We start from the raw sequence: 26,517 nt of genomic DNA, 5'->3' as shown, positions 1-26,517 counted from the left end.
GTGAGCGTTCAACGCTCCCCGGGCCGCAGGGGGACAGCACAACCAATGCAGCAAAAACTTTGGTTTGTTACAGACTGTTACGATAGGGGGTGAAGCGAAAAAGATCCGTGAGCTCTGTCACACGAAGAGGCCACCGGAGAGGTTGGGGCAAAGCGGGCGGGAGGTCTTCCCAAAACTGTGCGGAGCCAAGCGTACACGGATGTATTCACAGCGTGTTTTGGGAAGACCTCCCGCCCGATTTGCAGGCACCAAAAGATGAAGGGCGAAGCTCGGACTACGAAGCCAAAGCCTGCTGAATAAGAGACTTCTGGTGCTCCGCAAACTCCCGTATCAACGCCTGCGCCTTGACCGAATCCCGCGCCAGCACCGCCTGCGGAAGATTGGCAAAAAACTCACTGGTCTGCGTCAAACCCCGACGATACCGATCGGCACTCAGATAATAGGCCCGACTGACCGCCGGCTTGAAATTCGACAGCGCCTCCGTGAGATACGGATTCCCCACCACCTCACAACAGGCATCCATCACATCAAAACTCGCCTCAACCACCCCGGAGATGTCGGCAGAGCCATCGTTTATCTTGTCAACAACCTTGCTCACCGCCCCAAGCACCAGAGGCTTGTCGCGTTCCTGCCAGCGCTCGCACAAACGCACCGCCATCATCATCAGCAAGTGCATATAAACGTCGTAGAGCTCCGACGCGTGTGCCGCATCCAGCCGGGTTGCCGAAGCGCCCTTACGGGGCGTGATCTCCACCAGATGCCAGCGCTCCAGGGTGTACAGGGCTTCCTTCACCGATGCCCGGCTCACCTTCAGTTCACCGGCGAGCGTGGCCTCCTGAATCCGCTCACCCGGGCGAATCTGCCCGGTCATGATCCGTTCTGCCAGGTAATTGGCAATCTGCTCGGCCAGTGTGTTCGGCACCTGAAAATCCATAAAGGCTCTCTGGACAGGTCGTAAAAACCGGTCGGCTGCTGCGGTAAGCCGACCGGCGGAAGAGTGTATGCGCATGAGTTTATCACAGCCTCTGAGTGCCATAGCGACAACGCCTTGATTCGGCGGGGCTTCCTGACGATTGTCAAAAAACCTCGCCAGAAATGTTGACGACTGATGTATTGTAGGACAATAATGCAGAAAACAACAGGTGATCAGAGTTTCACCAACAAGCATTTGATGGAGAGAACCCAATGCGCACAACGCAGTTATCGGTCAATCGCGAGGCCACCCGCCGAAGGATCTTGCTGACCCTCAAGAAGTACAGCTACCTGATCGCCATGGTGCCCCTGTTGCTGCCGCCTCTGCTGCTGGCCGCCGGCCAGGCCACTGATCTGGTGAACCTGTTTTCCTGGGGCGTCCCCGTGGTCGTGTTCGGGATCATCCCGGTACTGGACATGCTGCTCGGCAAGGATTCCCTGAACCCGGATGAAGAAACCGACGTACCGCGGATGGTCGGCGAACGGTTTTATAAAGCGATTACCCTGGGCTGGGTGGCAGGCTTTGCAGCCTTACTGGTCTGGAGCATGCTGGAACTGGCGTCCGGCACCTTCAGCCTGGTGGGCAGTATTGGCTGGATCGTCTCCATCGGCATCGTCGGAGGCCTCGGCATCAACGTCGCCCACGAACTCATCCACAAAGACGAAAAACTCGAAACCCGGGCTGGCGGCTTCCTGCTGTCACTGGTCTGCTACGCCGGCTTCAAAGTCGAACACCTGCGCGGCCACCACGTTCACGTCTCCACCCCGGAAGACGCCTCCTCCTCGCGCTACAACCAGTCCCTCTACAACTTCCTGCCCCAGGCCTACATGCGCAACTTCCTGAATGCCTGGAAACTGGAAGCCGAACGCCTCCAACGCAAAGGCCACAAGGCCCTCAGCTGGCGCAACGAACTGATCTGGTGGTACAGCATCAGCGCCCTGGCACTGGCTGGTTTCACCATCGCCTTCGGCTGGCTTGGCGCCCTCTTCTTCCTGGGCCAGAGCTTCATCGCCTTCACCCTGCTGGAAATCGTCAACTACCTCGAACACTACGGCCTGCACCGCAGAAAACTCGACAACGGCCGCTACGAACGCACCGGCCCGGAACACAGCTGGAACAGCAACTACTTCCTCACCAACGTCTTCCTGTTTCACCTCCAACGCCACAGCGACCACCACGCCTGGGCCAAACGCAGATACCAGATCCTCCGCCACCACGAAGTAGCCCCCCAGCTCCCGGCTGGCTACTCCGCAATGATCGTCCTGGCGATGTTCCCCCCACTCTGGCGGCGGGTAATGAACCCAAGAGTGGAGGCTTATTACGAAGGAGAAGAACACCAGTTGGCATAATGTCTGCGGGCAAAACCCCCAAGCGGCCCAAACGAGATGCCGGCAACAAAGTGAGCCGGCCGGGGTATGAGGGGTAATTTCTGCAGGGAAACGAATGTCTGAGCAAAGCGAGTTCGGCTTCCCGAAAGAAATTACCCCTCATGCCTCGGCCAGCCCCCAAACCCAGATCGGCCTGAACCGATAGGCCACAACAGCTTCAGAGCGTCTCTGAAGAAACGCCGGCCTAAAAAACCGGCCCTCAAGACCCCGGCGGTTCGTCTCTGGCCCCGGGGTCTTTTTTCACGCCCTTGAAATCTCCCTGAAACGCACACAGGTATAACCTTTGAATCCTGCGAAAAAAAGGGAAAACCAACATGCCCAAGCATTTCGAACAGGCCCCTGGCCTATACGAAGAAACCGTTCCCGAAACCGAAGGTTACGTCTTCAACCAGACCATGATGCGCATCAAAGAACCCGAGCGCTCCATGGACTTCTACACCCGAGTGATGGGCATGCGCCTCGTTCGCAAACTGGACTTCCCCGAAATGAAGTTCACCCTGTATTTCCTTGGCTACCTGGATGATCGCCAGGCCGGCCTCGTGCCGCAGGACGATGCCCACCGCACCACCTACACCTTCGGCCGCGAAGCCATGCTTGAGCTCACCCACAACTGGGGCACCGAAGACGACAACGACTTCGGCTACCACAATGGTAACGACGAACCCCAGGGCTTCGGCCACATCGGCGTAGCGGTGCCAGACGTTTACGCCGCCTGCGACCGCTTTCAAAAGCTCGGTGTGGAGTTTGTGAAAAAGCCGGACGACGGCAAGATGAAAGGCCTGGCCTTTATCAAAGACCCGGACGGCTACTGGATTGAAATCCTGCAGCCGGACATGCTTGAGAAACAGCGCAAGGAAGACTGATCTTCCTTACTCCGCACCGGCCTCCTGGCCGGCTGCGGGTTTACGGCCGTAGCGGGAGGCCACCACCACCGCTGCGGTCAGTATCAGTGCCCCCGCAATACCAATCGGCCCCAGAATCTCCTCCAGAAACACCCAGGCCAGCAGCGCCACAAACAGCGGTTCCAGAGTCACAATGATGCTGGAGAGCGTGGCCGGTGTCGTTTTCATGCCAGAGAAAAAGCACACATAGCCAATACAGGTTGGCACCACCCCCACATACACCACCATCAGCCAGTGCCCGATACCAAGGGTTTCCAGCCCCTCGAATCCGCCAGACAGGGCGACCACCGGCAACAGAATCAGCGCCGCCGTGAAGAAGCAGATAAATGCCGTGGTGAACACCGGTGTCCCGGCAGAGCTGTAACGGCTGGTCAGCGTGAAACCGGTGTACACACAGGCGGCCAGTAACGCCACCAGAATGCCCGCAAGCCGGAGTGTACCGGTTGTGTCCATATCGCTGAGAACCAGCATGCCCGTGCCCGCGATGGCGGCAAACAGCGACAGAACCGTCAAAAGGCTGGGCTTCTCTCCCAGAAGAGGCGCAGCAAGAATTGCCACCAGCACTGGCGGAAGGCAGAGCGCGATCAGGGTGGCGATACCGGCACCGGTGAGGTCCACGGCCAGAAGGTAGCTGCCCTGGTAGAACGCCTGGAACAGGCCAAGGGCTGCCAGCGGAATCAGGGTCTGGCGTGTGAGGCTCCGTAGGGAACTGCCGGGCACTTTAGCGCCCGGATTGGCCCGCTCAAGGCGTGCCTGCTCCCGTCGCATCAGCAGCCAGAAAAACGGCAAGGCCACCGCCAGTCGCAGGAAGCCCAATGTAATGGCCTGCAGCTCGGTACCGGTAAACAGAAATTTCGCAACAATGCCCGTGGTCGCCCATAGCAGGGCAGCCAGGGCGATCAACAGGGCGCCTTGGATCATTCAATAATCAACACAATCAGCTCTTTGGGACCGTGAACACCGTAGGCAAGGGTTTGCTCGATGTCAGCGGTTTTGGAAGGGCCAGAGATTAGCAGGGCATTGGTCGGCATGCCAGCGGCCCAGTTCTGGGCCTTCATGGCTTCGTGGAAGGTGGTATAGAGCTCAGAGGCCCGTAGCACGGCAATGTGCACCGGCGGCACCAGGCTCATGAGCCGTGGCTCGTCCTCGTTTGGCCACAGGATCAGCGAGCCGGTTTCGGCAATACCGCCGCGGGTGGACGTAATGCTGGCGTCCACCTCGTTGAACAGGTGCCCCTGCCAGCTTTCGATAGGCTCGTCGTAGATCAGCAGTTCCGGCAGATCGTTACGACCGGCAGTGCGAAGGGACTGTCCGATTTCGTGTTGCTTCGGAATCAGCAGATTCCTGGCGCCGCGAGTGTTCAGCACCTCGGCCAGGCGGTCCATCCACATGTCTTCGGTGCAGTGGTGCACCTCGCCGTGGACCGATTCGATCATCTTCTCGAACCGCTCGATACGCTCCTTTGTCGACCAGTCATCCCGTACCAGAACAGAGAAGTCGCACTCCGGCACCGTCAGTTCACCGCCGGTTCGGTTGCGCAGACGCTGAAGAATCGTTTCGCGGGAACTCATTGGCCACGCTCCTTCATCCGCTGGTGCAGGGTTTTGGCTGCCAGTTTTGGTGCAGTGCGGTAATCGGTCCAGGCGCCGGCTTTCGAGGGCTGCAATGCCCTGAATTTGCTGGCGGCACCGGTGCCGAAGCGATAAATGCCGGGGCTGGCGTGCATCCAGGCCCAGCCTTTCCAGATCATCGCTTCCATGGAGCTTCGCTTGGCCCCGTGGCCACGGACCTTGGCCGGGTGGAGCTTGTCGCCATCCACCGATTCCTGGCGCAGTCGCACCAACAGATCGGGAATGGGGATTTTCACCGGGCAGACCTCACCGCAGGCGCCACACAGGCTGGAGGCGCTGGGCAGGTGCCGGCCTTCGTCCAGGCCAATCAGATGGGGCATCAGTATCTTGCCGATGGGCCCCGGGTAGGTGGTGCCATAGGCATGGCCGCCTACCCGCGTGTACACCGGGCAGTGGTTCATGCAGGCGCCGCAACGTATGCAGCGCAGGGTGTCCAGCAGCTCGTCGTCCTGGTAGATCGACGAGCGGCCGTTATCCACCAGCACCAGATGCACTTCCTCCGGCCCGTCCAGCTCCTCGGCCTTGCGCGGGCCGGAAATCATGTTGAAGTAGGTGGTGATGTGCTGGCCGGTAGCAGACCGGGTCAGCAGGGCGAGCAGGGCAGAGACGTCCTCCATGCTCGGCACTACCTTCTCGATACCGGTAACGGCAATATGGCACTTGGGCACCGTGGTGGTCATCCGGCCATTGCCTTCGTTTTCCACCAGGCATAGGGTGCCGGTCTCCGCTACCGCAAAGTTAACCCCCGAAACGCCCACATCGGCATTCATGAACTTTTCCCGCAATTGCAGGCGGGCGCTGGCGGTTAGGTATTCCACATCGTTGGAGAGATCCGTGCCGGTTTTCTCGTGCAGCAACTGGGAGATCTCGCCGGTGTTCTTGTGAATCGCCGGCATGATGATGTGCGATGGCGTTTCATCCGCCAACTGCACAATGTACTCGCCCAGGTCCGATTCCAGGGCTTCGATCCCCTGTTCCTCCAGGTAATGGTTCAGCTCCATTTCCTCGGAGACCATGGACTTGCCCTTGATCACCGTCTTGGCATCCCGGGCCTTGCAGATATCCCGCACAATCCGGCAGGCCTCGTCGCCGTCCACCGCCCAGTGCACCTTGATGCCGTTTTCGATCAGCTTTTTTTCTAGCTGCTCAAGCAAGTCTGGTAGGTTGGCCAGGGCGCGGAGGCGAACGTTGGCACCGAGATCCCGGAGGGTTTCCAGATCCCAGCCCTCGAACGCCGTCTTGCGCTTGGACATCAGCCCGTCCATGGCGCTGCGGAAATTCTTGCGGATCTTGGGGTCGTGGATGGCCGCCTGAGCCCGCGGGTGAAACTCTTTTACGTCGATGTGATGGCCAGTGTGCTCGGCTGTCTCACTCATGACTGCTGCCCCCCTTTGCCCTGGGTGCGCGACCACAGGAAACTGAGAATGTGCTGGCCTTCAACAGGCTTCTGGTTCTTTTCTGCGTAGCCGGCGATGTTCATCAGGCAGCCGCAATCGGTGGTGACAAACTGTCTGGTGCCGGTATCCACCAGTGCATCCACCTTCTCGCTCACCATGGCGCCGGAGATCTCCGGGTGGCGAACCGCAAAGGTGCCGCCAAACCCGCAGCATTCCTCCGGCCGGATTTGCTCCACCAGATTCACGTTCTTCAACTGGCCCAGAAGCTTAGGGCCCACTTCGGCCACGCCCATCTCACGGCGGGCGGAGCAGGAGGTGTGCATGGCCACGGTGGTGGGTTCGCCCAAATCTTCCAGTTTGATGTGGCACACATTGAGCAGAAAGTCCGTCAGCTCCCAGACCCGGCCCGCAATCTCAGCAGCTTTCACCTCATCCGTAGTGTCTTTGAACAGGTCCGGGTAGTGCTTGCGCATCATGCCGCCGCAGGAGCCGGACGGCACCACAATGGGCCAGTCGCCGGGAAAGAGGTCGAGCTGGGCCCTGGCTACCGACCGGGCCTGGTCGTGGTAACCGGAGGTGTAGGCGGGCTGGCCACAGCAGGTCTGGTTCTGGGGAAACAGGACCTCGATGCCTTCACGTTCCAGGAGTTCCACGCCGGCAATGCCCGCATCGGGGTAGAACATGTCCACCAGACAGGTGCCGTAGAAATAGACTTTCGCGGGTTTTGCAGGATAAACCTTGATCGGATCAACCATGTGCGGATGCTCAACGGTTTTTGAATTGTTATCCAGCAATAATAGGGTGGCGAGCGCGGTGTTGCCAGACGACTTTATGGGCAGCCGTAAAGAGGAAGGGAGGGGATTCAGAAAGAGGAAGGGCAGCGGCAGCGCGCCACTGCCCGGGGTATTACTTCACGGTCAGGCGCGCGGCATTTTTCTCGATGGTACGTTCGCCAATGCCCTTCACATTTGCCAGGTCTGCGGTAACTGCAAAAGGGCCATTCGCTTCGCGATAGGCAACGATCGCCTCGGCCTTGCTCTGGCCAATGCCGTTCAGGCTGGCGAGGGTAGCCACATCGGCTGTGTTGATATTGATAGCGGCGTCCTGGGCGTAGGCAAAACCGGTAACCAGGCTGAACAGCAGAATGAGAGTTGCGAAAAGCGGTGTGCGCTTCATGAATTCAAGCTCCTGAGATTTGCATTTATGGTTGTGTGCCAGGGCGCAAAGCAGCAGAAGCGAAATGTAAGAAGAGAGCAGAAATGTCTGTGGGTATGGGAAGTGCACGGACGGGACCACATTCCTTGTGATCCCCGATTCCGTGGCTGACCCCTGCCTGTTCCCTCAGGCGTGCGACTCATCCTGAGCGCGTCTTCCCTGTGATCATCCCTGTAAGCCCTGATCCTTCGGGCAACTCCCGAGCCGCGGAGGGCTCTTCCCTGGAGTTCTCGTCCTTGAGCCAACGTTCCTTGCTGGCTTGTCATCCCTGACACTGATCATTCTACTGTGTATCGAATTCCTACCTATCGGAGAATCGCTCCATGGTTTGTGCGATATATCTTACGAATCTGTAAGCGTTTCGGCGGGTTCAATTATGAACCTGAGTTCAGTATTTTCGGGACCTGAGAGGCAATTTATTGCTCACTGCGGTGGGCCGCAGCCGCCTCGCGGATTCGCTCCATGGTGATTTCCCGCACGGCCTTCTGGCTGGCACGGATATGACGGGTGAGACGATCCGCCGCCTCGCTTGCCTGCCCGTTGCGCAGTGCCTCCAGAATCGCGGCATGCTCCACGTAAGTGGCATCAATACGCTCGTCCCGGCTGAAGTCCAGGCGCCGCACAATTCTCAGCCTGTCGGTGATCTCACGATGAATTCGTGTCATCTCCCGGTTTCCGGCAGCGGCCACCAGATCGCAGTGAAAGCTCTCGTCCAGCATCCTGACGGTGCTGCCCACCGCGCGTTCGGATGGATGGTCCGGGTTCCAGAGGGCTACCAGGGTTCGCAGTGCTGCAGGCTCTTCAGGCAGGTTGCAGATTTTGTGCACGGCCGCCCGTTCGAGGGTGATGCGCAGGTCATAGAGTTCCTCCACCTGCTGAAAATCGAATGGCTTTACCTGCCAGCCACTGCGGAACAGCACCTCCACGTGGCCCTCCCGCTGCAAGCGGTAAAGCGCCTCCCGCACCGGTGTCCGGCTTGCGTTCAGGCGGGTGCCGACATCCCCCTCGCTGAATCGGTCGCCGGGGATCAGGCGGAACTCGAAGATGTCCTCTTTCAGGGCCTCATAGACCCTGTCGGCTACGGACTCTTTTCGTCTAGGGTTTGCCATTGGCACCGTTTCCCTCGTGGGGCGCCAGATTGCCCCGGTATGGTCAGGCTCTGGAAGCGATAAAGGCGCGCCAGCCACCGAACTCTGTTACGTCCTCTGCACCCTCGAAGCCGTAGCCCTCGCAAACAAAACCGTTTACCCACCGGCCATCAGCCAGCTCGACGTTGCCTATACCCAGCGGCGCAGGAATCAGGTCCACAAAGGAGCCAAAGGCCGAGGCCGGCATTTCCCAGACTTCCACAATGATTTCCCTGCCTTCGCCAGGGGCCGCCCGTTTCAGCCCCGGCTTCGGTGGTGTGGTGTTTGGCAGGGCGAACAGCCGGTAGTTGGCAGACGTTGTGGTTTGCTCAAGCAGAACCGCGTAGCGCTCACTGAGCTGGGTGTTCAGCGGCATGCCACTGAGGTGGGCACCAACAACGGCCACCTTGATGGTGGGTGTCGAAATGGCGGCCCCGGGGGCTTCTTCGGGGCGGTCGTTGCCTGTAGTGCCCAGAGGTGTCGGGTGGGCATTCAGCCACTGGCACGCGAGACGTTGCAGCTCGGTGTCTTTCCAGGCGCCACTGATCAGGGTAACGCCAAAGGGCAGGCCGTCGTCCCGGAAACCGGCAGGAACTGCGAGCGCACTCATATCGGCCAGGTTCACGAAATTGGTGTAGGTGCCGAGTTGGCTGTTCAGGGCAACCGGGTCCGCATTTACCGCTTCGATGGTGGGAGCCGTCGGAGCCGTGGGCACCAGCAGCGCATCCACATCGGCTAACAGTTCATCGATCTGGCGCTGCAGCTCTTCCTTGCGGTACTGGGCCTTGAAGGTATCCGTGGCGCTGAAATTCCCGGCCTTGCTGATAATGCCTTTGACCACCGGATTCATATCATCGCCGTGGCTGGCCATGAACGATTCCACCGCCGCGTGGCGTTCAGCCACCCAGGGCCCTTCGTAGAGCAGTGCAGCCAGTTCCAGCATGGGGCTGAAATCCAGCGGCACCAGTTCTACATTCTGTTGTCGCCACTGGCTGATGGCGGTATTCCAGGCCGCTTCTGCCTGCTGATCACCAAACCATTGCGGGTGGTCGGGAATCGCCAGTCGTTGGATGGGGCCGGGCCGCCGAAGGGCGGGCCCATCCAGAGGCAGCGCATAGGGAGGCTTGCGGGAAAACGCATCGGCGGCATCGAAGCCCGCCATGGTATCCGAGACCAGGCCGGCGTCATTCACGGTCAGCGCAAAAATGGACACGCAATCCAGTGAACGACAGGCCGGCACCACGCCGCGAATGCTGAACAGCCCTTTGGTTGGTTTCAGCCCTACCAGATTATTCAGCCCGGCAGGCACCCGGCCGGAACCGGCGGTGTCGGTACCCAGGGCAAAAGGCACCAGGCCTCTTGCAACCACAGAAGCCGAACCGGAGCTGGAGCCGCCGCTTACCACGTCCGGTTTGAAACTGTTGGGCACGGCGCCGTAGGGAGAGCGGGTGCCCACCAGGCCGGTTGCGAACTGGTCCAGGTTGGTTTTGCCAATGACGATGGCGCCGGCGGCCTTGAGCCTGGCCACGGTGGTGGCGTCTTCTTCCGGGGTATAGGCAAAGGCCGGGCAGGCCGCCGTTGTTTCAAATCCTGCCGCATCAATGTTGTCTTTCGCGGCAAAGGGAATGCCGTAGAGCGGCAGCTTGTCGATCTCTCCGCCGGCGTCCTGGAGTTTCTGTTTCAGCCCGGCAAGGGCCTCATCCAGGCCTTTCTGGTCCAGAAGCGAAATCCAGGCAACGTCTGTTGTGTCCAGGCCGGTCAGTAACTCACCCAGCAATGACTCGGGCGTAGCGCCCTCTTTATAGGCTTGCTGCCAGTCCCTGATGGTCCATCCGAGCATTGAAGGCATTGGTCATCCTCATGTGCGTAATCAACTTGTATACATGTGGAATGGCAATGCTTGTGCCATTTGCCAATTTTTCTTGATAGTGACCAGAAAACATAAGGTTATGAGTATTTTTGAGGCACAAGGCGGTTCAGCTCTGCCCGTATCAGGTGCGGCCGCACCAAAAACGCTCAGGAATGCTGCACTGCAGAGGCATATTCAGGAGCACGGATGCCTCTGGGTTGCCTTGTATACTAGATAAGCCGCTGTTTTTAATGGAGATATAAGGGTTATGGAACAGCAGATGCAAAGGCCCTGCTGCGTTTGAAGACGAACTGCATACCCAACTAAGAAAAGGACGCCTGAAATGAACCTCAAAAAACACGTGAAACTCGGACTCTCTGCGCTCGCTCTCTCCATCTCTTTTAACTCCGTTGCAGCGGAAGATCCCATCAAGGTGGGCATCCTGCATTCGCTTTCCGGCACCATGGCCATCAGTGAAACCGTTCTGAAAGACACCGTTGAAATGCTGATCGAACAACAGAACGCCAAGGGCGGTGTGCTTGGTCGTCAGATGGAAGCGGTTGTTGTAGACCCGGCCTCCAACTGGCCGCTGTTTGCTGAAAAAGCCCGCGAGCTTCTGGCCCAGGAAAAGGTCGACGTGATCTTCGGTAACTGGACCTCGGTTTCCCGTAAGTCCGTACTGCCGGTGGTGGAAGAGCTGAACGGCCTTCTGTTTTACCCGGTTCAGTACGAGGGTGAGGAATCCTCCGAAAACGTCTTCTACACCGGCGCTGCGCCCAACCAGCAGGCGATTCCTGCGGTTAACTACCTGATGAACGAAATCGGCGTGGAGCGCTGGGTTCTGGCAGGTACCGACTACGTCTACCCGCGCACCACCAACAAGATCCTTGAGACCTACCTGATGGACATGGGTGTGGCCAAGGAAGACATTATGATCAACTACACGCCGTTCGGTCACTCGGATTGGCAAAACATCGTCTCCGACATCAAGCGCTTCGGCTCTGCCGGCAAGAAGACCGCGGTAGTCTCCACCATTAACGGTGACGCCAACGTGCCGTTCTACCGTGAGCTGGGCAACCAGGGTATTGCGGCCTCCGACATCCCGGTCGTTGCCTTCTCCGTAGGCGAGCAGGAACTCTCCGGCATCGACACCGGCCCGCTGGTTGGCCACCTGGCCGCCTGGAACTACTTCATGAGCGTGGACAACGACGCCAACTACGACTTCATCGACCAGTGGATCGAGCACACCGGCAATGATGAAGCGGTCACCAACGACCCGATGGAAGCGCATTACATCGGCTTCAACATGTACGTGGAAGCGGTCAAGAAGGCCGGCACCACAGATGTTGACGCGGTAAAAGACGCCATCATCGGTGTAACTGTACCCAACCTCACCGGTGGATACGCCGCCATGATGCCCAACCACCACATCACCAAGCCGGTGCTGATCGGCGAGATCCAGGACAACGGTCAGTTCTCTGTGGTTTGGGAAACCTCTGGTCTGGTCGCGGGCGATGCCTGGTCTGACTACCTGCCTGGTTCGCGGGACATGATTGCAGATTGGCGCAAGCCGTTGTTCTGCGGAACGTTTAACACCGCAACCGGCACCTGTGGCGCGTCTGCGGGCGAAATGGCCGCTGAAGCCGAATAAGGCCAGGACAGCATAGCGCTGTGAAATAGCACCGTGGACAACCGGGGGTGGCAGGCGCTGCCTCCGGTTGTTGCCCCGCAACACGCTTGAAACAGACAGGACACTCTCATGAGCATCTGCCGATCGCTCACATTGCTGCTTATCGCCCTGTTTTCCCTGCTATCGCTACCTGCAACGGCGCAGGAAGAGGATCCTGGCAAGGCTCTGCTGATCAATCTCGCAGAAGCGCCGGCCAGTAAAGTGGAAGAGGCGGTGAACGCCATTGTCAGCAGTGGTGATGAAAGAGCCAGGGGCTGGCTCGAAGCCTACGGAAATAACCGCCTGAGCCGGGTAAAAGACACCGGGCAGGTTGTTTTGGTACTGAACAACCGGGGCAGGGACTGGGAAATTGCCGATCCGCTGACCGGAGAGAATATGGGTGAAATGTCCCGCCGTGAGCTGGACAGAGTCGCCATCAATAACCGCATACGGGGCCAGCTTGAAGGCATACTGGCCATGCTGGACCTGAATGCCAAAGACCCGGATGTGCGCGAAGCGTCCGCGCAGGACATGATGGGCAAAGTGGATGCTTCCCTGGTCGAGCCGCTCGAGGCTCAGCTGGCGAAAGAAGAAGATGCGGCCGTCCGCAACCGCATTGAAGAAGCCCTGGCCATCTACCGGGTGGGCGAGGGCAACCTGGAGGCCGTGGACGTGCTCGCCGGGAGCCTGCATCCCCGGGCCCGCGCCGCTTTGAACGAAGCCGTTCGCGGTGACAACGAGGCGCTGGCTCAACGTGCCGCCAAGGCCCTCGAAAGCATTGAACAGAAACTCCAACTGAACCGCGCCGCCGAGACCCTGTATTTCGGCCTCTCTCTTGGTTCGGTTCTGGTACTCGCCGCCATCGGCCTGGCCATCACCTTTGGCGTGATGGGCGTGATCAACATGGCCCACGGCGAACTGATCATGCTGGGTGCCTACACCACCTGGGGCATGCAGCAACTCTTTCCCGGCCAACCCGGACTGGCGCTGATTCTGTCGATTCCCGCCGGGTTCATGGTGGCGGCCACCGCCGGCATCATCATAGAACGCAGCGTAATCCAGTACCTCAAAGGCCGGCCGCTGGAAACCCTGCTGGCCACCTTCGGCATCAGCCTGATCCTGCAGCAGCTGGTGCGCACCGTGATCTCGCCGCAAAACCGCACCGTGGTAACGCCGGACTGGATGAGCGGCTCCCTGGTGATCAACGACGCGCTGTCGCTGACCCTGAACCGTCTATACGTCCTGGCCTTCGCTCTGATCGTCTTCGCCGGGCTGATGCTGATCATGCGCAAGACCCGCCTGGGCCTGGAAGTGCGCGCCGTTACCCAGAACCGCGCCATGGCCCGTTCCATGGGCATCCGCGCCACCCGGGTAGACATCATGACCTTTGCCCTGGGCTCCGGCGTGGCTGGCCTGGCCGGTGTGGCGCTGTCCCAGCTCACCAACGTGGGCCCGAACCTGGGCCAGAACTACATCATCGACTCGTTCATGGTGGTGGTGTTTGGCGGCGTCGGTAACCTCTGGGGCACGCTCATTGCCGGGCTTTCCCTGGGCACCATCAACCAGCTGCTCGAACCCTGGGCCGGTGCCGTACTCGCCAAGATCATCGTGTTGGTGTTCATCATCCTGTTCATCCAGAAACGGCCGAAGGGGCTCTTCCCCCAGAAAGGCCGGGCAGCGGAGGGTTAAGTTATGTGGTTAACAAGACCCCTGCAGGAACGTTCAACCCAGATCTTTCTCGGCGTGCTGTTCTCGGCCGTGGTGCTGGTGACCTTCCTTCACCTGTTCATGCCCCAGGACAGCGCCCTGCACGTGAGCGCCTTTACCGTCACCCTGCTGGGCAAATACCTCTGCTACGCCCTGCTGGCGGTGGCAGTGGACCTGGTGTGGGGCTACCTCGGTATCCTCAGCCTGGGCCATGGCGCCTTCTTTGCCCTCGGCGGCTATGCCATGGGCATGTATCTGATGCGCCAGATTGGTGATCGCGGCGTGTATGGCGACCCCATCCTGCCGGACTTCATGGTGTTCCTGAATTGGCAGGAGCTGCCCTGGTTCTGGCACGGGTTCGACATGGCCTGGTTTGCCTTCATCATGGTGCTGCTGGCCCCGGGCCTGCTGGCGCTGGTGTTCGGCTTCCTGGCCTTCCGCTCACGGGTGACCGGGGTGTACCTCTCCATCATCACCCAGGCGCTCACCTTCGCGCTGATGCTGGCCTTCTTCCGCAACGAGATGGGCTTTGGTGGCAACAACGGCCTCACTGACTTCAAAGACATTCTCGGGTTTAACCTGCGTACCGACGCCACCCGCCTCGGGCTGTTCATTGCCACCGGTATCGCCCTGGCCATTGGCTACGTGATTTGCCGCGGCATTGTGACCAGCAAACTGGGCCGGGTGAGTGTGGCCTGCCGGGATGCCGAGGCCCGTACCCGCTTCCTGGGCTACCGGGTGGAGCGGGTGCAGCTGTTCGTGTTCGTGGTCTCCGCCATGCTGGCGGGTGTGGCCGGGGCGCTGTATGTGCCTCAAGTAGGAATCATAAACCCCAGTGAATTCTCGCCGCTGTTCTCCATCGAGATCGTGGTGTGGGTGGCCCTGGGCGGCCGTGCAACGCTTTATGGCGCGGTCATCGGGGCACTCCTGGTGAACTACGCCAAAACCCTGTTCACCGGCATCATGCCGGACGCCTGGCTATTCGCCCTTGGTGGCCTCTTCGTGCTGGTCACCGTGTTCCTGCCCAAGGGCATTGCCGGGTTGTTGCAGAAACGCCGCAAAGCCAACGCCGATGACGATACACCTGCTGGCCAGGAGGCAACCGCATGAGCATTTTCAAGGAACTGGCAGACCGGGAGCACGTGTTTGAATTCCTCACCCAGGTGCAGTCGCCCGTGGATGTGCGCCACGGCCCTATCCTGTACCTGGAGGACGTGAACGTAAGCTTTGATGGCTTCAAGGCCATCAACAACCTCAACCTCACCATCGACGACGGCGAGCTGCGCTGCATCATCGGCCCCAACGGCGCGGGCAAGACCACCATGATGGACATCATCACCGGTAAAACCCGCCCGGACACCGGCTCGGTGTGGTTCGGCAGCCGCCATAACCTGCTCACCATGAACGAGCCGGACATCGCCACCCTCGGCATTGGCCGCAAGTTCCAGAAACCCACCGTATTCGAAGCCCTCACCGTGTTCGAAAACCTGGAACTGGCCATGGCGGCGGACAAGCGCGTGTTCCCCACGCTCACTGCCGTGATGAAAGCCGAATACCGGGATCGCATCGACGAAGTGCTGGAGATGATCGGCCTGGAATCCCTCCGTGACCGCCTGGCCGGCATTCTCTCCCACGGCCAGAAGCAGTGGCTGGAAATCGGCATGTTGCTGATGCAGAAGCCCCGCCTGCTGCTGGTGGACGAGCCGGTAGCGGGCATGACCGAGCAGGAAATGGAACGCACCGCCGAGCTGCTCACCAGCCTGGCCGGCAAACAGTCGGTTGTGGTGGTGGAGCACGACATGGGTTTCGTGCGTTCCATCGCCCGTAAGGTGACCGTGCTGCACCAGGGCAGTGTGCTGGCGGAAGGCAGCATGGATCAGGTCTCCAACGATCCGGAAGTGATCAAGGTGTATCTCGGGGAGGAGGCGTAATGCTGAAGATTGAAAAGCTCAACCAGTTCTATGGCGAAAGCCACACCCTCTGGGATCTGGACCTGGATGTGCCCCAGGGCCAGTGCACCTGCGTGATGGGCCGCAACGGCGTGGGCAAGACCACCCTGATGAAATGCATCATGGGCGAGGAAACCACCAAGAATGGCAGCATTGAATTTGCCGGCGACGTGGAACTCACCAAAAAGAAGGTGGAAGACCGCTCCCGCCTGGGCATTGGCTATGTGCCCCAGGGCCGGCAGATCTTCCCGTTGCTGACCGTGGAAGAAAACCTGCGCACCGGCCTGGCGGTACGCAAGGACGGCAGCAAGAAAATCCCTGAGCGGGTGTACGAACTCTTCCCGGTGCTGAAAGAAATGCGCCATCGCCGCGGCGGTGACCTCTCCGGCGGCCAGCAGCAGCAACTGGCCATCGGCCGCGCCCTGGTGATCGAGCCGCGCCTGCTGATCCTCGACGAACCGGGTGAGGGCATCCAGCCCAACATCGTGGCCCAGATTGGTGAGGTGATTCGCAAGCTGATCGAGGAAGACGGCCTGACCGTGCTTTTGGTAGAGCAGAAGCTTCCGTTCGCCCGCAAATACGCCGACCGGTTTGCCATTCTCGACCGGGGTCGCCGGGTGGCGGAAGACGAAATCGCGGGCCTGACCGATGAACTCATCAAGAAGCACCTGACGGTATGACGGTTTTTGAACGCATCGAACCCGCCCACGACTCCGGCCATCGCTTCGACGCCGGGCGGCACTGGGCCGCGTCCATTGCCCTGGGCTTCGACGCCCGGCCGGATGGCAGCAACACCGCCACCCGGATGACCCATGTGCGCCACAAAGGCCCGTTGCGGGTGCAACGTCCGTTTTACCCGGAAGGCCGCCATGGCTGTTGCCACGTGTACCTGCTGCATCCGCCGGGCGGCTTGGTGAGTGGCGATGCCCTGAGCATCGAGGCGCGGGTAGGTAAAGACTCACACACCCTGCTCACCACGCCAGCGGCGGCCAAACTCTACAAGGCCGACAGCCACGGCGTCGCCTGGGCCCAGCACACCCGGCTGAAAGTGGAGCAGGGCGGCATTCTCGAATACCTGCCCCAGGAAACCCTGGCATTTGATGGCTCCCGGGGCGAACAGAGCACCACCATCGAACTGGAAGCCGGCGCCCGATGCATCGGCTGGGAAATCCTCGCCCTCGGCCGCCCGGCCAGCAAGCTGCCGTTTGTCTCGGGCCATCTGGAGCAGAAATTCCGCCTGCTGATGGACGGCCGCCCCCTGTGGCTGGAACGCCAGCTTATGGAGCCGGACCACGCTCGGTTCAAAGGCTACTGGGGCCAGGGCGGCGCCACCGTACAGGCCACTCTCTGGGTGGTCGGCCTGGACGACGAAGCCGCCGCCATTGAAGAACTCAGGGAAACCCTGCCGGAAAGCCACCGCTGGGCGGTGACCCGCCGACGGGGTGTAGTGCTGCTGCGCTACCTGGGGCAGGAACGAAACGAAGCCTGGGCCCTGTGTCAGCAAGCCTGGGAACTGATCAGACCAAGACTCACCGGCCAGCCGGCCAGCGTTCCCCGAATCTGGCTGACCTGAATAACAAGCAGAATGCGACGCGATCAACGGAGCAAACAACGATGGAATTAACGCCAAGAGACAAAGACAAACTGCTGCTGTTCACCGCAGCCCTGCTGGCCGAGCGCCGCAAAGCCAAAGGCCTGAAGCTCAACTACCCGGAAGCCGTGGCCCTGATCAGCGCCGAAATCATGGAGGGCGCCCGCGAAGGCCGTACCGTGGCCGAGCTGATGACCGCCGGCACAGAAGTCCTCACCCGTGATGACGTGATGGACGGCATCGCCGAAATGGTCGACGAAGTGCAGGTGGAAGCCACCTTCCCCGATGGCACCAAGCTCGTCACCGTCCACAACCCCATCGTGTAAGGAGCGCGCCATGATCCCCGGTGAATACCAGCTCAAAGACGGCGACATCGAACTCTGCGAAGGCCGTGAGCGCATCCAGATAGAGGTGGCCAATACCGGCGACCGCCCGATCCAGATTGGCTCTCACTACCATTTTGCCGAGGCCAACCCGGCGCTGGATTTCGACCGTGCCAAGGCCCGTGGCTACCGCCTGGATGTGGCGGCGGGCACGGCGATCCGCTTCGAACCCGGCCAGAGCCGCGAAGTGACGCTGATCCCGTTCGCGGGTGGGCGTGAAATCTACGGTTTCCGGCAGGAAGTCATGGGCAAACTGGAGGGCCAGAAATGAAAATTACCCGACAAGCCTACGCCGACATGTACGGCCCAACCACCGGCGACCGGGTTCGGCTCGGCGACACCGACCTGTGGATTGAAGTGGAAAGCGACGCCGCCCACTACGGCGACGAAGTAAAATTCGGCGGCGGCAAGGTTATCCGCGACGGCATGGGCCAGAGCCAGCGCGCCGATGCGGCGGTGATGGACACCGTGATCACCAACGCCCTGATTCTGGACTGGTGGGGCATCGTCAAAGCCGACGTGGGCATCCAGAAAGGCCGCATTGCCGCCATCGGCAAGGCCGGCAACCCGGATACCCAGCCCGACGTGACCATCGTGATCGGCCCCGGCACTGAAATCATCGCTGGTGAGGGCAAGATTCTCACCGCCGGCGGCATCGATGCCCACATTCACTTCATCTGCCCCCAGCAGGTGGAAGAGGCGCTGATGAGCGGCATCACCACCATGCTCGGTGGCGGCACCGGCCCGGCTACGGGCACCAACGCCACCACCTGCACGCCGGGCCCCTGGCACATTGGCAAAATGCTCCAGGCGGTGGATTCCCTGCCCATGAACATCGGCTTCCTGGGCAAGGGCAACGCCTCCCTGCCGGAATCCCTGGAACTGCAGATCCAGGCCGGCGCCATTGGCCTCAAACTGCATGAAGACTGGGGCACCACCCCGGCCAGCATCGACAACTGCCTCACGGTGGCGGACAAGTACGACGTGCAGGTGGCGATCCACACCGACACCCTGAATGAATCCGGCTTTGTGGAAGACACCCTGGCCGCGTTCAAGGGGCGCTGTATCCATACCTACCACACCGAAGGCGCCGGCGGCGGCCACGCACCGGACATCATCACCGCCTGCTCCAAGGATTACGTGCTGCCGTCGTCTACAAACCCGACACGGCCCTACACCGTGAACACCATCGACGAACACCTGGACATGCTGATGGTGTGCCACCACCTGGACCCGAACATCCCGGAAGATGTGGCCTTCGCCGACTCCCGCATCCGCCGCGAGACCATCGCCGCCGAGGATATCCTGCAGGACATGGGCGTGATCTCCATGATCGCCTCAGACTCCCAGGCCATGGGCCGGGTGGGCGAAGTGGTGTGCCGCACCTGGCAGACCGCCCACAAGATGAAACAGCAGCGCGGCCTGCTGCCGGAAGACGAAGACCTGGGCGCCGACAACCTGCGCGCAAAACGCTACATCGCCAAGTACACCATTAACCCGGCTATCACACACGGCATTGCCCATGAAGTGGGTTCCGTGGAAGTGGGCAAGCTTGCGGACCTGGTGCTCTGGAGCCCCGCGTTCTTCGGCGTTAAGCCCGCCACCATTCTCAAGGGCGGCATGATTGCCGCCGCGCCCATGGGCGACCCGAACGCCTCGATTCCCACGCCCCAGCCGGTGCATTACCGCCCCATGTTCGGCGCCTTCGGCAAAGCGGCCAGTGCCACCCGCCTGAGCTTTGTGAGCCAGGCTGCGATTGATGCGGGCATTGGCAAAGAGCTTGGCCTGGACAGCCCATTATCCGCCTGCAAGGGCGTGCGTGACGTGCGCAAGGGCGACATGAAACTGAACGACGCGTGCCCGCACATCACCGTGGACCCGCAAACCTACGAAGTGCATGCCGATGGCGAACTGCTTACCTGTGAGCCCGCCACCGAGCTGCCCCTGGCCCAGCGTTATCATCTTTTTTAATCAAGACAGCTCAGGGCTGCTCTGAGAGGAACACACTATGTTGGAACTGACAAAACGACTGAGTGAACAGGAAGCGGCCGGGATCGAGAGCTCCGAGATTCTCGACAACCTGATCCTGCCCTACGAACTGCGCATTCGTGGCCGCCTGCGAGCCACCACTCAAACAAAAGTGGACGTGGGCCTGTTTCTCGACCGCGGCCCGGTACTCCGTGACGGCGACCTGCTGCAGGCCAAAACCGGCGAGATCATCCGCATCCGCGCGGCCGAAGAGCAGGTGGTGACCGCCCGCATCGAAAACGGCCAGCCCCTGGCCCGCCTGTGCTACCACCTGGGCAACCGCCACGTGACCCTGGCCATCGGTATGGATGACAAGGGCGCCTTCGTGCGTATCACCCCGGACCACGTGCTGGAAGAACTGGCGGAACGCCTCGGCGCCACGCTGATTCACCACACCGCCCCGTTCGACCCGGAACCCGGTGCCTACACCCAGGCCGGCTACTCTCATGGAAACGGACATGGAAACGGTCACAGCCACGGGCACAGCCATTCACACGATCACGACCACGGGCATAGCCATGGCCACAGCCACAAGCACACCCACTGAGGCCGGCGCGGGCCCGGCTGGCGATCTGGCCCTGTTGGGCCTCATGCAACTGGTGAGCCCCGCACTGCCCATCGGCGCCTTCGCCTGGTCCCAGGGCCTGGAAAGCGCCTTCGAACTGGGCTGGGTGAACAACGAAGCCGAACTGGCCGAGTGGATTGAAGGCGTGCTGGAAGATGGCCTGAGCCGCTGCGAACTGCCCCTGCTGGTGCGTTTGCAGGCTGCCTGGGCGGAAAGCAATGCCGAGACGCTGGCCCACTGGAACGACTGGCTGCACGCCACCCGGGAAACCGCCGAACTGAGCGACGAGGATACCCGCCTGGGCGGTGCCCTGGTCACCCTGCTGCGCAACCTCGAGCTGCTGCCAGAGCCACACCTGATTCCGGAAGAGCCGGGCTACATCACCATGTTCGCCTGGGCCGCCCATAAACGGTTTGTGCCCGTGCGCCAGACGCTGCTCGGCTTCGCCTGGGCCTGGCTGGAAAACCAGCTCGCGGTGGCCTGCAAGGCATTGCCCCTCGGCCATACCGCCGCACAGCGCATCATTGAACGGCTGCGGCCGCAACTGGCAGTGGCGGTGGACACGGCCCTGGAACGAAACGATCACGAACTCGGGCCCATCCTGCCGGGACTGGCGCTCGGAAGTGCAATGCATGAAACACAGTATTCACGGCTTTTCAGAAGCTGAATAACAATTGAGGAGATCTGCCATGACACATTGTCTGAGAGTTGGAGTGGGTGGCCCGGTTGGTTCCGGTAAAACCGCCCTGTTGCGCCAGTTGTGCAAAGCCCTGCGGGAGCACTACGACATCGCCGTGGTGACCAACGACATCTACACCCGGGAAGACGCCGACTTCCTCCTGCGCCACGAAGCCCTGGCCGCAGACCGCATCCTCGGCGTGGAAACCGGCGGCTGCCCCCATACAGCCATCCGTGAGGACGCCTCCATGAACCTGGCGGCCATCGACGACCTGCAAAACCGCCATCCGAACCTGGAACTGGTGCTGGTGGAATCCGGCGGTGACAACCTCTCCGCCACCTTCAGCCCGGAACTGAGCGACCTCACCCTGTACGTGATCGACGTCTCCGCCGGCGACAAGATCCCCCGCAAAGGCGGCCCCGGCATCACCAAATCCGACCTGCTGATCATCAACAAGATCGACATCGCCGAACAGGTGCACGCCTCCCTGGACGTGATGGAGCGGGACAGCAAGAAAATGCGTGGCGAACGCCCCTTCGTGTTCACCAACCTGTACGACGGGGTAGGGCTGGAAACGATCATCAGCTTCATCCTGGAGCGGGGCATGTTGCCGGAGCGGCGGCCTGAGAAGCTTGCCGAGACTGCTTAACGACACCGGATTTTGAGATACAAACGAACTACGGAGAAACGACCATGAAACTGACTAACCGACTGACTCTGACTGCCGGCCTGCTGCTGATCTCAGGCGCTGTCTTCGGCCACGCTGGCCACGAAGCGCTGGGTGATGGTGTGCATATTGAATACTTCCTGGCGGCTGGTGCGGCTGTGGCTGCGGGCATCTACGCACTGATGAAGCATAAGCGTGATGAGCAAGACTGAGGAAAAGTCTTAGCTGTTCTGCTCCTAATTGGTTTATGAAGCCGCTCCAAACCTGAGCGGCTTTTTCATATTCGAGTTACCAAATTTTACGTCCGACGGGTAGGAAGTTTCCTTACGATTAGGCTAGTGTGTAGTGATAAGAAACGGACTGACGCCGCTGTTAAGGATAACGGATGGAACACACCCAGCTACTGCAAACCCTCCAGAACAACATTCCGATCGAGATCTGGTACCTGATTCCCCTGCTTATCGTGGCGGCGGTCATCAAATCGCCTTGGTTCAAAGGCAAATCTGGGGAAGCGGTGGTAAACCTTTCCGCCAAACTCTTTCTCGATAAAACCCGTTACCACCTGATCAAGAACGTCACCCTGCCCACCGAAGACGGCACCACCCAGATCGACCACATCATCGTCTCCCGGTACGGCGTGTTCGTGGTGGAAACCAAGAATATGAAAGGGTGGATTTTCGGCAACGCCAAGCAGCGGTATTGGACGCAGAAGATCTTCAAGTACTCGCAGAAATTTCAGAACCCGCTGCACCAGAACTACAAACACGTGAAGACACTGCAAAACCTGTTGGACCTGACTGATGAGCAGGTGTTTTCGGTAGTGGTCTTTGTGGGGGATTCGACGTTCAAAACGGCCATGCCGGAGAACGTGACCCACGGTGGTGGGTATGTCCGTTATATCAAAGCCCAAACCGTGCAGCGGCTGTCGGATGTTGAGGTTCAGAAGGTGATCGAAGCCATTGAATCCGGACGGCTGGCGGGCACGTTCAGAAATCACCGGAAGCACGTGGCGCAAGTGAAGGAAATTGCGGCGAAGAAAAGCAGTGAGCCACGGTGTCCTAAGTGCCAGGGTGAGATGGTAAAGCGCACGGCGAAGCGCGGAGAGAATATTGGAAAGGCGTTTTTTGGCTGTAAAGCATTTCCCAAGTGCAAGGGGATGGTTGGTGCTTCGTTATCGCATTAACAAAGCTGTCAAATGATTACGCCGCGACCAGAGTTTTAACGCAGCGTGGCTCGTTAATTTAAATGGTTTAATTGGCGAAATCTGAGTTTTCAGCTCTGAGCTTTTTTACGCTCAAATGTTTGCAATAACGAAGCGCGCTATCTAATGACTGTTAAGCAATTGAGAAAAAGAGAATCAAAGTATGAAGATGACATCCGAACGAATTGCGCTCGATAAAATCTACAAACGTAGGGATCGGTACGAAATCCCTGACTGGCAGCGCGAAGAAGTTTGGAATAAAGCAAAAAAGCAAAAATTGATTGATTCCGTGCTGAGAGGCTGGAAGCTGCCGAAATTTTATTTCCTTCTAACCAATGATAGCCCAAAAGAATATGACGTATTGGATGGCCAGCAAAGGTTAAGTGCGATATGGGAATTCTTTGATGGGGAGCTTAAGCTTACGGCTGAATCTGCGGCGGAATTTGGTGCTGCGAGCTATGAAGGTTTGCCAGATGATGTTTCTGACGCTTTCGATGACTACGAAATTAATTTTGATGTCATTGAAGATGCTGAAGAGGAAGACCAAAAAGAGTTTTTTCAGCGATTACAAGAAGGTCTACCATTAACGAGCAGCGAAAAACTTAACTCTATTCATAGTAAGTTAAGAGATTATTGTTCCAAGCTTGCCAAGCATAAGTTTTTCTTGGAAACAACATCCGTCTCAGGGAAACGATACGCATATTTTGATATTTGTGCCAAAGTCATGGTTTTGGAGATAGAGGGGCTTGATTGTGGAACTCGGTTTGATGACATAAGAGAGGTTTTTCTACAACAAGCGGGTTTTTCAGGTAATTCAGCTGTCGCAAAACAAGTTAGGAAGTCTTTGGATTTGCTTCACAAAGAGCTGCCTAATCCAGACAAGCACTTGCGCAACAGAACAATCGTGCAGGCTATCATCACATTTTGCTGCCATCTGCAAAGAGTTGGCTTGAAGAGCCAGCAAAATAAAATACTGGCAAAATTTATAGATCATTTTCTAGCAGAGCTTTCTAAGCAAGTTGAGTTGGGACAAGCCGCAACAGACCATGATTACGTAGCTTTTCAGCGCACTGTCAATGCTAATGTTAAATCTGGGCCGAAGACTAGGAACGACATTCTTCTTAGAAAACTTTTTAAGTATGATCCGTCATTCTATTCAGAGGTTCCGCAAAGTAATTCTCTTTCAAAATCGCTAGACGAGCAGATTAGCCGCTTGGCGGAGTCGGTGCGACAGCTAATTTATGAAGTTAATAACATCTATAGCGGCCACCATGGGAAAGATTTATTCAAGCCAACTAACAAAACAATTAAAGCACTCACATCTGAGTTATCCAAGCCCACAAAAGGGATGGATGACTACAAGGCTTTTATCGAAAACCTGTACTTTATATTTCGGGAAAGTATTGGCACGAGGCTAGAGGGCAATCTCCCACCATCGTTTGTGAACGTAAATGATCTCCGAACATTGAATGAGCATGACGTTGACCACGGAAAGCAAAATAAGGCCGCAAAAAAGAAGAAGGAACTTGCTGCCGTGTTTGAACAGTTTTCAGGAGAGAAATCGCCTTCGGCAGTAGATCCGACAAAATTTGTAATAATTCAGGCTAATATTTTGTCGGCCTTGGAGCTTGACATGCGAAAGCTAGCCAAGGCGGACTTCGATGGTTAACAAGATGGTCAACGGGACGCTGCGCTTCGTCGTCGCCCACTAGTACTAATGTTAGGGCTCAAAGTTTCTGAAAATTTACTGTTCAGGTGTGAAATGCGTGGCCTGATTTTATTATCCCCAATCTGGATCTGTTTCGGAGTACAAAGCATTGGACCCAGTGAGTTTGGTGTTTTCCGCTTACCTGAATACTGTTCAATCGACGGTGTCGAGTCATTTCAATGAATCTAGAAACCTTCAGGTTACTCCCGTAACCATCGAATATGAGGGTACGCCTGTCTCTTATCAGCACCAGTTATGGCGAATTCGTCCGGAGAGTGTCTGTGCGAACTATCAACAGAACATCGGTCAGTTTTCCGAATGTACCGTGAAGGCTTCTCGGCTCTTCAATGCACTTTGTTCGGAGCTTAGGCGGGCAGGGTCAGACCAATGGCAGCAGGTAGCAGTCCAGAATATGTACTGTAATGCAGCTCTGTCTTTCAAACCTACTGTGGCTAATTTGGGCTCGGCAGAAGCGCTATCCGGATTGGAAGAGATGCGTCAGGCCTGCAATGCGGCGACGGTTGCGTCCATGGGAAATAGTAATCCTAGGTTGGCGCGAGAGCGAGATAAGGCCTGTGAGTCATACCGGAACTCGAAAGGCAGTGACAATTAGTTTTGCGAAGAAAAGGGTAGTGAGCTTAGTCGGGACTCTCACTTAACCGTTCTAAACGCGGCCTGAATGTATTTACGAAAGCGTTCACAGCGCCCGAAAAATAGGATTTTGTGTTTTGATCTCGTACCGGGGGCCACTCACCCTGCACTCGTTTGTGTGTAATAACACGGCAATTCTTGTCGTCCCATTCGATCGCATACGGTAGCTCATTTCCAATAGCTTCAGCGTCCTCTTTTAAAGCATGGTACAGCGCTACACCCTCTTCAGAGCTCGACAGTCGCAAAAAACAGCCAATTTCAGAAGCAGCTTTTAAAAAATATAATGTTATCCAAGCTGTAGTTGAGGAGGGCGGCAATGAAAAGAAGACGTTACCTCTGGCGAGCGGATTTGCTATCGGTTGTTCTGGGTCGTCGAGTCTTAGTTGATCAATAAACTCTTTCCAAAATTCATGGTATTGCTCAAAAAGAGGGTTTATTTCGTCTTGAATCTGTTCTTGCTGGGTCGTGGGTTCTGAAAAGTCCGAAATGTAAACCGTTCGCTGAATCTCTTTCGTCTGGAATAATGTACGAGGCTGGATAAACGTCAAGTCCCTGTCCTCGGTTTGGTACACCGCAGTTTCAATCATTGCCAGTGTAAATTTCATATTGGCGGTAAGATCTAAATATTGGACCATCGCCTGAGTGTCGCTGCGAATGCCGTCTCCCGCGATCACAAGCATGAAATCACCTTGCTTTAGCGAGTTGCTTACGCCATCAACAAATTCGCTTTCTTCTGTGTTGGGGAAGTGTCGTTTGACCAACTCGTAGGGGATATTTCCTTTTTCCCCGGTTCTGCGAGTGACCTCACGTTGCAGGTCCGAATAGCTCCAGGTTTGCAGCTCTTTTGCGTAATCAAGAATCTGCCCAATTACTTTTCTTCGAGCCTCTGGGTTTCTCCAAAGCTTGGTTTCCACAATGACCACTTTGCCTTGTGGAGTTACGTAAACGATATCTATTGGTCCAGCGCCTGTTCCCATTTCCATGCATAAAGGCACCACGTCTCTGTAACCAGGATTTATTTCACCGAAAGGAAGGCTGCTCGGGTTTTTGAACAGTTGCTCTTGTAGCCACTGCTCGGTGAAACCTTCATTGAAAGCAAGGCGAAAAAGTGGCCTGGTGTTTGAATTCGCGTCGATAAGAAAGGGTACTGCGCGCAATGTAGTGATCCTGATAAAGATGCTTTGCTTAGTATCCTAGTCTAGAGTCTTTCGACTTTAAGGACTTGGGACGCAACTCC

The 26,517-nt window shown here is 58.1% G+C and carries 26 protein-coding genes; 17 read left to right on the top strand and 9 right to left on the bottom strand.

The genetic code is table 11. The features are described from left to right. Window positions 1-274: 274 nt before the first annotated feature. Entirely contained in the window at window positions 275-934 is a 660-nt protein-coding gene (locus EDB94_RS06210) for a GntR family transcriptional regulator (protein WP_053112911.1), read from the bottom strand. 251 nt (window positions 935-1,185) lie between these two features. Between EDB94_RS06210 and EDB94_RS06205 the strand changes: the two genes are divergently transcribed. Both EDB94_RS06205 and gloA read left to right on the top strand, forming a co-directional pair. Then, on the top strand, window positions 1,186-2,322 hold the full coding sequence (locus tag EDB94_RS06205) for an alkane 1-monooxygenase (RefSeq protein ID WP_108017785.1): 1,137 nt from the start codon (window positions 1,186-1,188) through the stop codon (window positions 2,320-2,322). 353 nt (window positions 2,323-2,675) lie between these two features. After that, on the top strand, window positions 2,676-3,224 hold the full coding sequence (gloA, locus tag EDB94_RS06200) for a lactoylglutathione lyase (protein ID WP_014578143.1): 549 nt from the start codon (window positions 2,676-2,678) through the stop codon (window positions 3,222-3,224). 6 nt (window positions 3,225-3,230) lie between these two features. Here gloA and EDB94_RS06195 read toward each other — a convergent pair whose 3' ends face one another. From EDB94_RS06195 to atzF, 7 genes are all read right to left on the bottom strand, one after another. Further along, the gene (locus tag EDB94_RS06195; RefSeq protein ID WP_108017784.1) at window positions 3,231-4,184 is read right to left on the bottom strand and encodes a DMT family transporter; all 954 of its coding nucleotides are present in this window, start codon (window positions 4,182-4,184) and stop codon (window positions 3,231-3,233) included. Continuing rightward, window positions 4,181-4,834 (bottom strand): lactate utilization protein, encoded by a 654-nt coding sequence (locus tag EDB94_RS06190; protein WP_108017783.1) that lies wholly within the window; start codon window positions 4,832-4,834, stop codon window positions 4,181-4,183. The genes EDB94_RS06195 and EDB94_RS06190 overlap by 4 nt, the downstream gene beginning before the upstream one ends. Next, window positions 4,831-6,270, bottom strand: a complete 1,440-nt coding sequence (locus EDB94_RS06185) for a LutB/LldF family L-lactate oxidation iron-sulfur protein (RefSeq protein WP_014578140.1) — start codon at window positions 6,268-6,270, stop codon at window positions 4,831-4,833. The genes EDB94_RS06190 and EDB94_RS06185 overlap by 4 nt, the downstream gene beginning before the upstream one ends. Further along, the gene (locus EDB94_RS06180) at window positions 6,267-7,046 is read right to left on the bottom strand and encodes a (Fe-S)-binding protein (RefSeq protein WP_108017782.1); all 780 of its coding nucleotides are present in this window, start codon (window positions 7,044-7,046) and stop codon (window positions 6,267-6,269) included. Before EDB94_RS06180 ends, EDB94_RS06185 begins: the two co-directional genes overlap by 4 nt. A gap of 151 nt (window positions 7,047-7,197) precedes the next feature. Next, window positions 7,198-7,467, bottom strand: a complete 270-nt coding sequence (locus EDB94_RS06175; RefSeq protein ID WP_014578138.1) for a ComEA family DNA-binding protein — start codon at window positions 7,465-7,467, stop codon at window positions 7,198-7,200. A gap of 455 nt (window positions 7,468-7,922) precedes the next feature. Continuing rightward, window positions 7,923-8,615: a GntR family transcriptional regulator gene (locus tag EDB94_RS06170; RefSeq protein WP_008175230.1), complete on the bottom strand. Its 693-nt coding sequence runs from the start codon at window positions 8,613-8,615 to the stop codon at window positions 7,923-7,925. Window positions 8,616-8,658: 43 nt separating this feature from the next. After that, window positions 8,659-10,473, bottom strand: coding sequence for an allophanate hydrolase (gene atzF, locus EDB94_RS06165; protein WP_108017948.1), 1,815 nt, complete (start codon window positions 10,471-10,473; stop codon window positions 8,659-8,661). Between the two features lie 352 nt (window positions 10,474-10,825). Between atzF and urtA the strand changes: the two genes are divergently transcribed. The 15 genes from urtA to EDB94_RS06090 all read left to right on the top strand — a co-directional run bounded on the left by urtA (window position 10,826) and on the right by EDB94_RS06090 (window position 24,590). Continuing rightward, window positions 10,826-12,133 (top strand): urea ABC transporter substrate-binding protein, encoded by a 1,308-nt coding sequence (urtA, locus tag EDB94_RS06160; protein ID WP_062781280.1) that lies wholly within the window; start codon window positions 10,826-10,828, stop codon window positions 12,131-12,133. 108 nt (window positions 12,134-12,241) lie between these two features. Continuing rightward, window positions 12,242-13,840, top strand: a complete 1,599-nt coding sequence (gene urtB, locus EDB94_RS06155) for an urea ABC transporter permease subunit UrtB (RefSeq protein WP_108017781.1) — start codon at window positions 12,242-12,244, stop codon at window positions 13,838-13,840. A 3-nt stretch (window positions 13,841-13,843) separates the two neighbouring features. Further along, a complete protein-coding gene (urtC, locus tag EDB94_RS06150) occupies window positions 13,844-14,968 on the top strand; it encodes an urea ABC transporter permease subunit UrtC (RefSeq protein WP_108017780.1) in 1,125 nt (374 codons plus the stop codon). Continuing rightward, entirely contained in the window at window positions 14,965-15,789 is an 825-nt protein-coding gene (urtD, locus tag EDB94_RS06145) for an urea ABC transporter ATP-binding protein UrtD (protein WP_108017779.1), read from the top strand. The genes urtC and urtD overlap by 4 nt, the downstream gene beginning before the upstream one ends. Next, entirely contained in the window at window positions 15,789-16,487 is a 699-nt protein-coding gene (gene urtE / locus EDB94_RS06140; protein WP_088827170.1) for an urea ABC transporter ATP-binding subunit UrtE, read from the top strand. The genes urtD and urtE overlap by 1 nt, the downstream gene beginning before the upstream one ends. Beyond that, window positions 16,484-17,380 (top strand): urease accessory protein UreD, encoded by an 897-nt coding sequence (locus EDB94_RS06135; protein WP_108017778.1) that lies wholly within the window; start codon window positions 16,484-16,486, stop codon window positions 17,378-17,380. The genes urtE and EDB94_RS06135 overlap by 4 nt, the downstream gene beginning before the upstream one ends. A 41-nt stretch (window positions 17,381-17,421) precedes the next feature. Further along, on the top strand, window positions 17,422-17,724 hold the full coding sequence (gene ureA / locus EDB94_RS06130; protein ID WP_008175208.1) for an urease subunit gamma: 303 nt from the start codon (window positions 17,422-17,424) through the stop codon (window positions 17,722-17,724). 10 nt (window positions 17,725-17,734) lie between these two features. After that, entirely contained in the window at window positions 17,735-18,052 is a 318-nt protein-coding gene (locus EDB94_RS06125; protein ID WP_053112902.1) for an urease subunit beta, read from the top strand. Continuing rightward, a complete protein-coding gene (gene ureC / locus EDB94_RS06120) occupies window positions 18,049-19,752 on the top strand; it encodes an urease subunit alpha (protein ID WP_014578128.1) in 1,704 nt (567 codons plus the stop codon). The genes EDB94_RS06125 and ureC overlap by 4 nt, the downstream gene beginning before the upstream one ends. Before the next feature lie 37 nt (window positions 19,753-19,789). Then, on the top strand, window positions 19,790-20,356 hold the full coding sequence (locus EDB94_RS06115; RefSeq protein ID WP_108017777.1) for an urease accessory protein UreE: 567 nt from the start codon (window positions 19,790-19,792) through the stop codon (window positions 20,354-20,356). Beyond that, window positions 20,328-21,041: an urease accessory protein UreF gene (locus EDB94_RS06110; protein ID WP_108017776.1), complete on the top strand. Its 714-nt coding sequence runs from the start codon at window positions 20,328-20,330 to the stop codon at window positions 21,039-21,041. Before EDB94_RS06115 ends, EDB94_RS06110 begins: the two co-directional genes overlap by 29 nt. A gap of 22 nt (window positions 21,042-21,063) precedes the next feature. Further along, window positions 21,064-21,702 carry an urease accessory protein UreG gene (gene ureG / locus EDB94_RS06105; protein WP_108017775.1) on the top strand — a complete coding sequence of 213 codons (639 nt, stop codon included), beginning with the start codon at window positions 21,064-21,066 and terminating at the stop codon, window positions 21,700-21,702. Between the two features lie 44 nt (window positions 21,703-21,746). Further along, window positions 21,747-21,932, top strand: coding sequence for a hypothetical protein (locus EDB94_RS06100; protein ID WP_108017774.1), 186 nt, complete (start codon window positions 21,747-21,749; stop codon window positions 21,930-21,932). Between the two features lie 173 nt (window positions 21,933-22,105). Then, entirely contained in the window at window positions 22,106-22,903 is a 798-nt protein-coding gene (locus EDB94_RS06095) for a nuclease-related domain-containing protein (RefSeq protein WP_108017773.1), read from the top strand. Window positions 22,904-23,084: 181 nt separating this feature from the next. Next, window positions 23,085-24,590: a DUF262 domain-containing protein gene (locus EDB94_RS06090; protein WP_108017772.1), complete on the top strand. Its 1,506-nt coding sequence runs from the start codon at window positions 23,085-23,087 to the stop codon at window positions 24,588-24,590. A gap of 677 nt (window positions 24,591-25,267) precedes the next feature. Here EDB94_RS06090 and EDB94_RS06080 read toward each other — a convergent pair. Beyond that, window positions 25,268-26,437 (bottom strand): DUF4268 domain-containing protein, encoded by a 1,170-nt coding sequence (locus tag EDB94_RS06080; RefSeq protein ID WP_108017770.1) that lies wholly within the window; start codon window positions 26,435-26,437, stop codon window positions 25,268-25,270. Window positions 26,438-26,517 lie beyond the last annotated feature (80 nt).

The sequence above is a fragment of the Marinobacter sp. 3-2 genome, assembly GCF_003751355.1.
In the GTDB taxonomy this organism is placed as follows: Bacteria; Pseudomonadota; Gammaproteobacteria; order Pseudomonadales; family Oleiphilaceae; genus Marinobacter; species Marinobacter adhaerens.
This window is presented reverse-complemented; position numbering and strand designations above follow the sequence as displayed.

What these genes read in the sequence shown, in the direction of transcription:
- EDB94_RS06210 (WP_053112911.1), bottom strand. Translation starts at nt 934, where the DNA reads ATGGATTTTCAGGTGCCGAACACACTGGCCGAGCAGATTGCCAATTAC.
- EDB94_RS06205 (WP_108017785.1), top strand. Translation starts at nt 1,186, where the DNA reads ATGCGCACAACGCAGTTATCGGTCAATCGCGAGGCCACCCGCCGAAGG.
- gloA (WP_014578143.1), top strand. Translation starts at nt 2,676, where the DNA reads ATGCCCAAGCATTTCGAACAGGCCCCTGGCCTATACGAAGAAACCGTT.
- EDB94_RS06195 (WP_108017784.1), bottom strand. Translation starts at nt 4,184, where the DNA reads ATGATCCAAGGCGCCCTGTTGATCGCCCTGGCTGCCCTGCTATGGGCG.
- EDB94_RS06190 (WP_108017783.1), bottom strand. Translation starts at nt 4,834, where the DNA reads ATGAGTTCCCGCGAAACGATTCTTCAGCGTCTGCGCAACCGAACCGGC.
- EDB94_RS06185 (WP_014578140.1), bottom strand. Translation starts at nt 6,270, where the DNA reads ATGAGTGAGACAGCCGAGCACACTGGCCATCACATCGACGTAAAAGAG.
- EDB94_RS06180 (WP_108017782.1), bottom strand. Translation starts at nt 7,046, where the DNA reads ATGGTTGATCCGATCAAGGTTTATCCTGCAAAACCCGCGAAAGTCTAT.
- EDB94_RS06175 (WP_014578138.1), bottom strand. Translation starts at nt 7,467, where the DNA reads ATGAAGCGCACACCGCTTTTCGCAACTCTCATTCTGCTGTTCAGCCTG.
- EDB94_RS06170 (WP_008175230.1), bottom strand. Translation starts at nt 8,615, where the DNA reads ATGGCAAACCCTAGACGAAAAGAGTCCGTAGCCGACAGGGTCTATGAG.
- atzF (WP_108017948.1), bottom strand. Translation starts at nt 10,473, where the DNA reads ATGCTCGGATGGACCATCAGGGACTGGCAGCAAGCCTATAAAGAGGGC.
- urtA (WP_062781280.1), top strand. Translation starts at nt 10,826, where the DNA reads ATGAACCTCAAAAAACACGTGAAACTCGGACTCTCTGCGCTCGCTCTC.
- urtB (WP_108017781.1), top strand. Translation starts at nt 12,242, where the DNA reads ATGAGCATCTGCCGATCGCTCACATTGCTGCTTATCGCCCTGTTTTCC.
- urtC (WP_108017780.1), top strand. Translation starts at nt 13,844, where the DNA reads ATGTGGTTAACAAGACCCCTGCAGGAACGTTCAACCCAGATCTTTCTC.
- urtD (WP_108017779.1), top strand. Translation starts at nt 14,965, where the DNA reads ATGAGCATTTTCAAGGAACTGGCAGACCGGGAGCACGTGTTTGAATTC.
- urtE (WP_088827170.1), top strand. Translation starts at nt 15,789, where the DNA reads ATGCTGAAGATTGAAAAGCTCAACCAGTTCTATGGCGAAAGCCACACC.
- EDB94_RS06135 (WP_108017778.1), top strand. Translation starts at nt 16,484, where the DNA reads ATGACGGTTTTTGAACGCATCGAACCCGCCCACGACTCCGGCCATCGC.
- ureA (WP_008175208.1), top strand. Translation starts at nt 17,422, where the DNA reads ATGGAATTAACGCCAAGAGACAAAGACAAACTGCTGCTGTTCACCGCA.
- EDB94_RS06125 (WP_053112902.1), top strand. Translation starts at nt 17,735, where the DNA reads ATGATCCCCGGTGAATACCAGCTCAAAGACGGCGACATCGAACTCTGC.
- ureC (WP_014578128.1), top strand. Translation starts at nt 18,049, where the DNA reads ATGAAAATTACCCGACAAGCCTACGCCGACATGTACGGCCCAACCACC.
- EDB94_RS06115 (WP_108017777.1), top strand. Translation starts at nt 19,790, where the DNA reads ATGTTGGAACTGACAAAACGACTGAGTGAACAGGAAGCGGCCGGGATC.
- EDB94_RS06110 (WP_108017776.1), top strand. Translation starts at nt 20,328, where the DNA reads ATGGCCACAGCCACAAGCACACCCACTGAGGCCGGCGCGGGCCCGGCT.
- ureG (WP_108017775.1), top strand. Translation starts at nt 21,064, where the DNA reads ATGACACATTGTCTGAGAGTTGGAGTGGGTGGCCCGGTTGGTTCCGGT.
- EDB94_RS06100 (WP_108017774.1), top strand. Translation starts at nt 21,747, where the DNA reads ATGAAACTGACTAACCGACTGACTCTGACTGCCGGCCTGCTGCTGATC.
- EDB94_RS06095 (WP_108017773.1), top strand. Translation starts at nt 22,106, where the DNA reads ATGGAACACACCCAGCTACTGCAAACCCTCCAGAACAACATTCCGATC.
- EDB94_RS06090 (WP_108017772.1), top strand. Translation starts at nt 23,085, where the DNA reads ATGAAGATGACATCCGAACGAATTGCGCTCGATAAAATCTACAAACGT.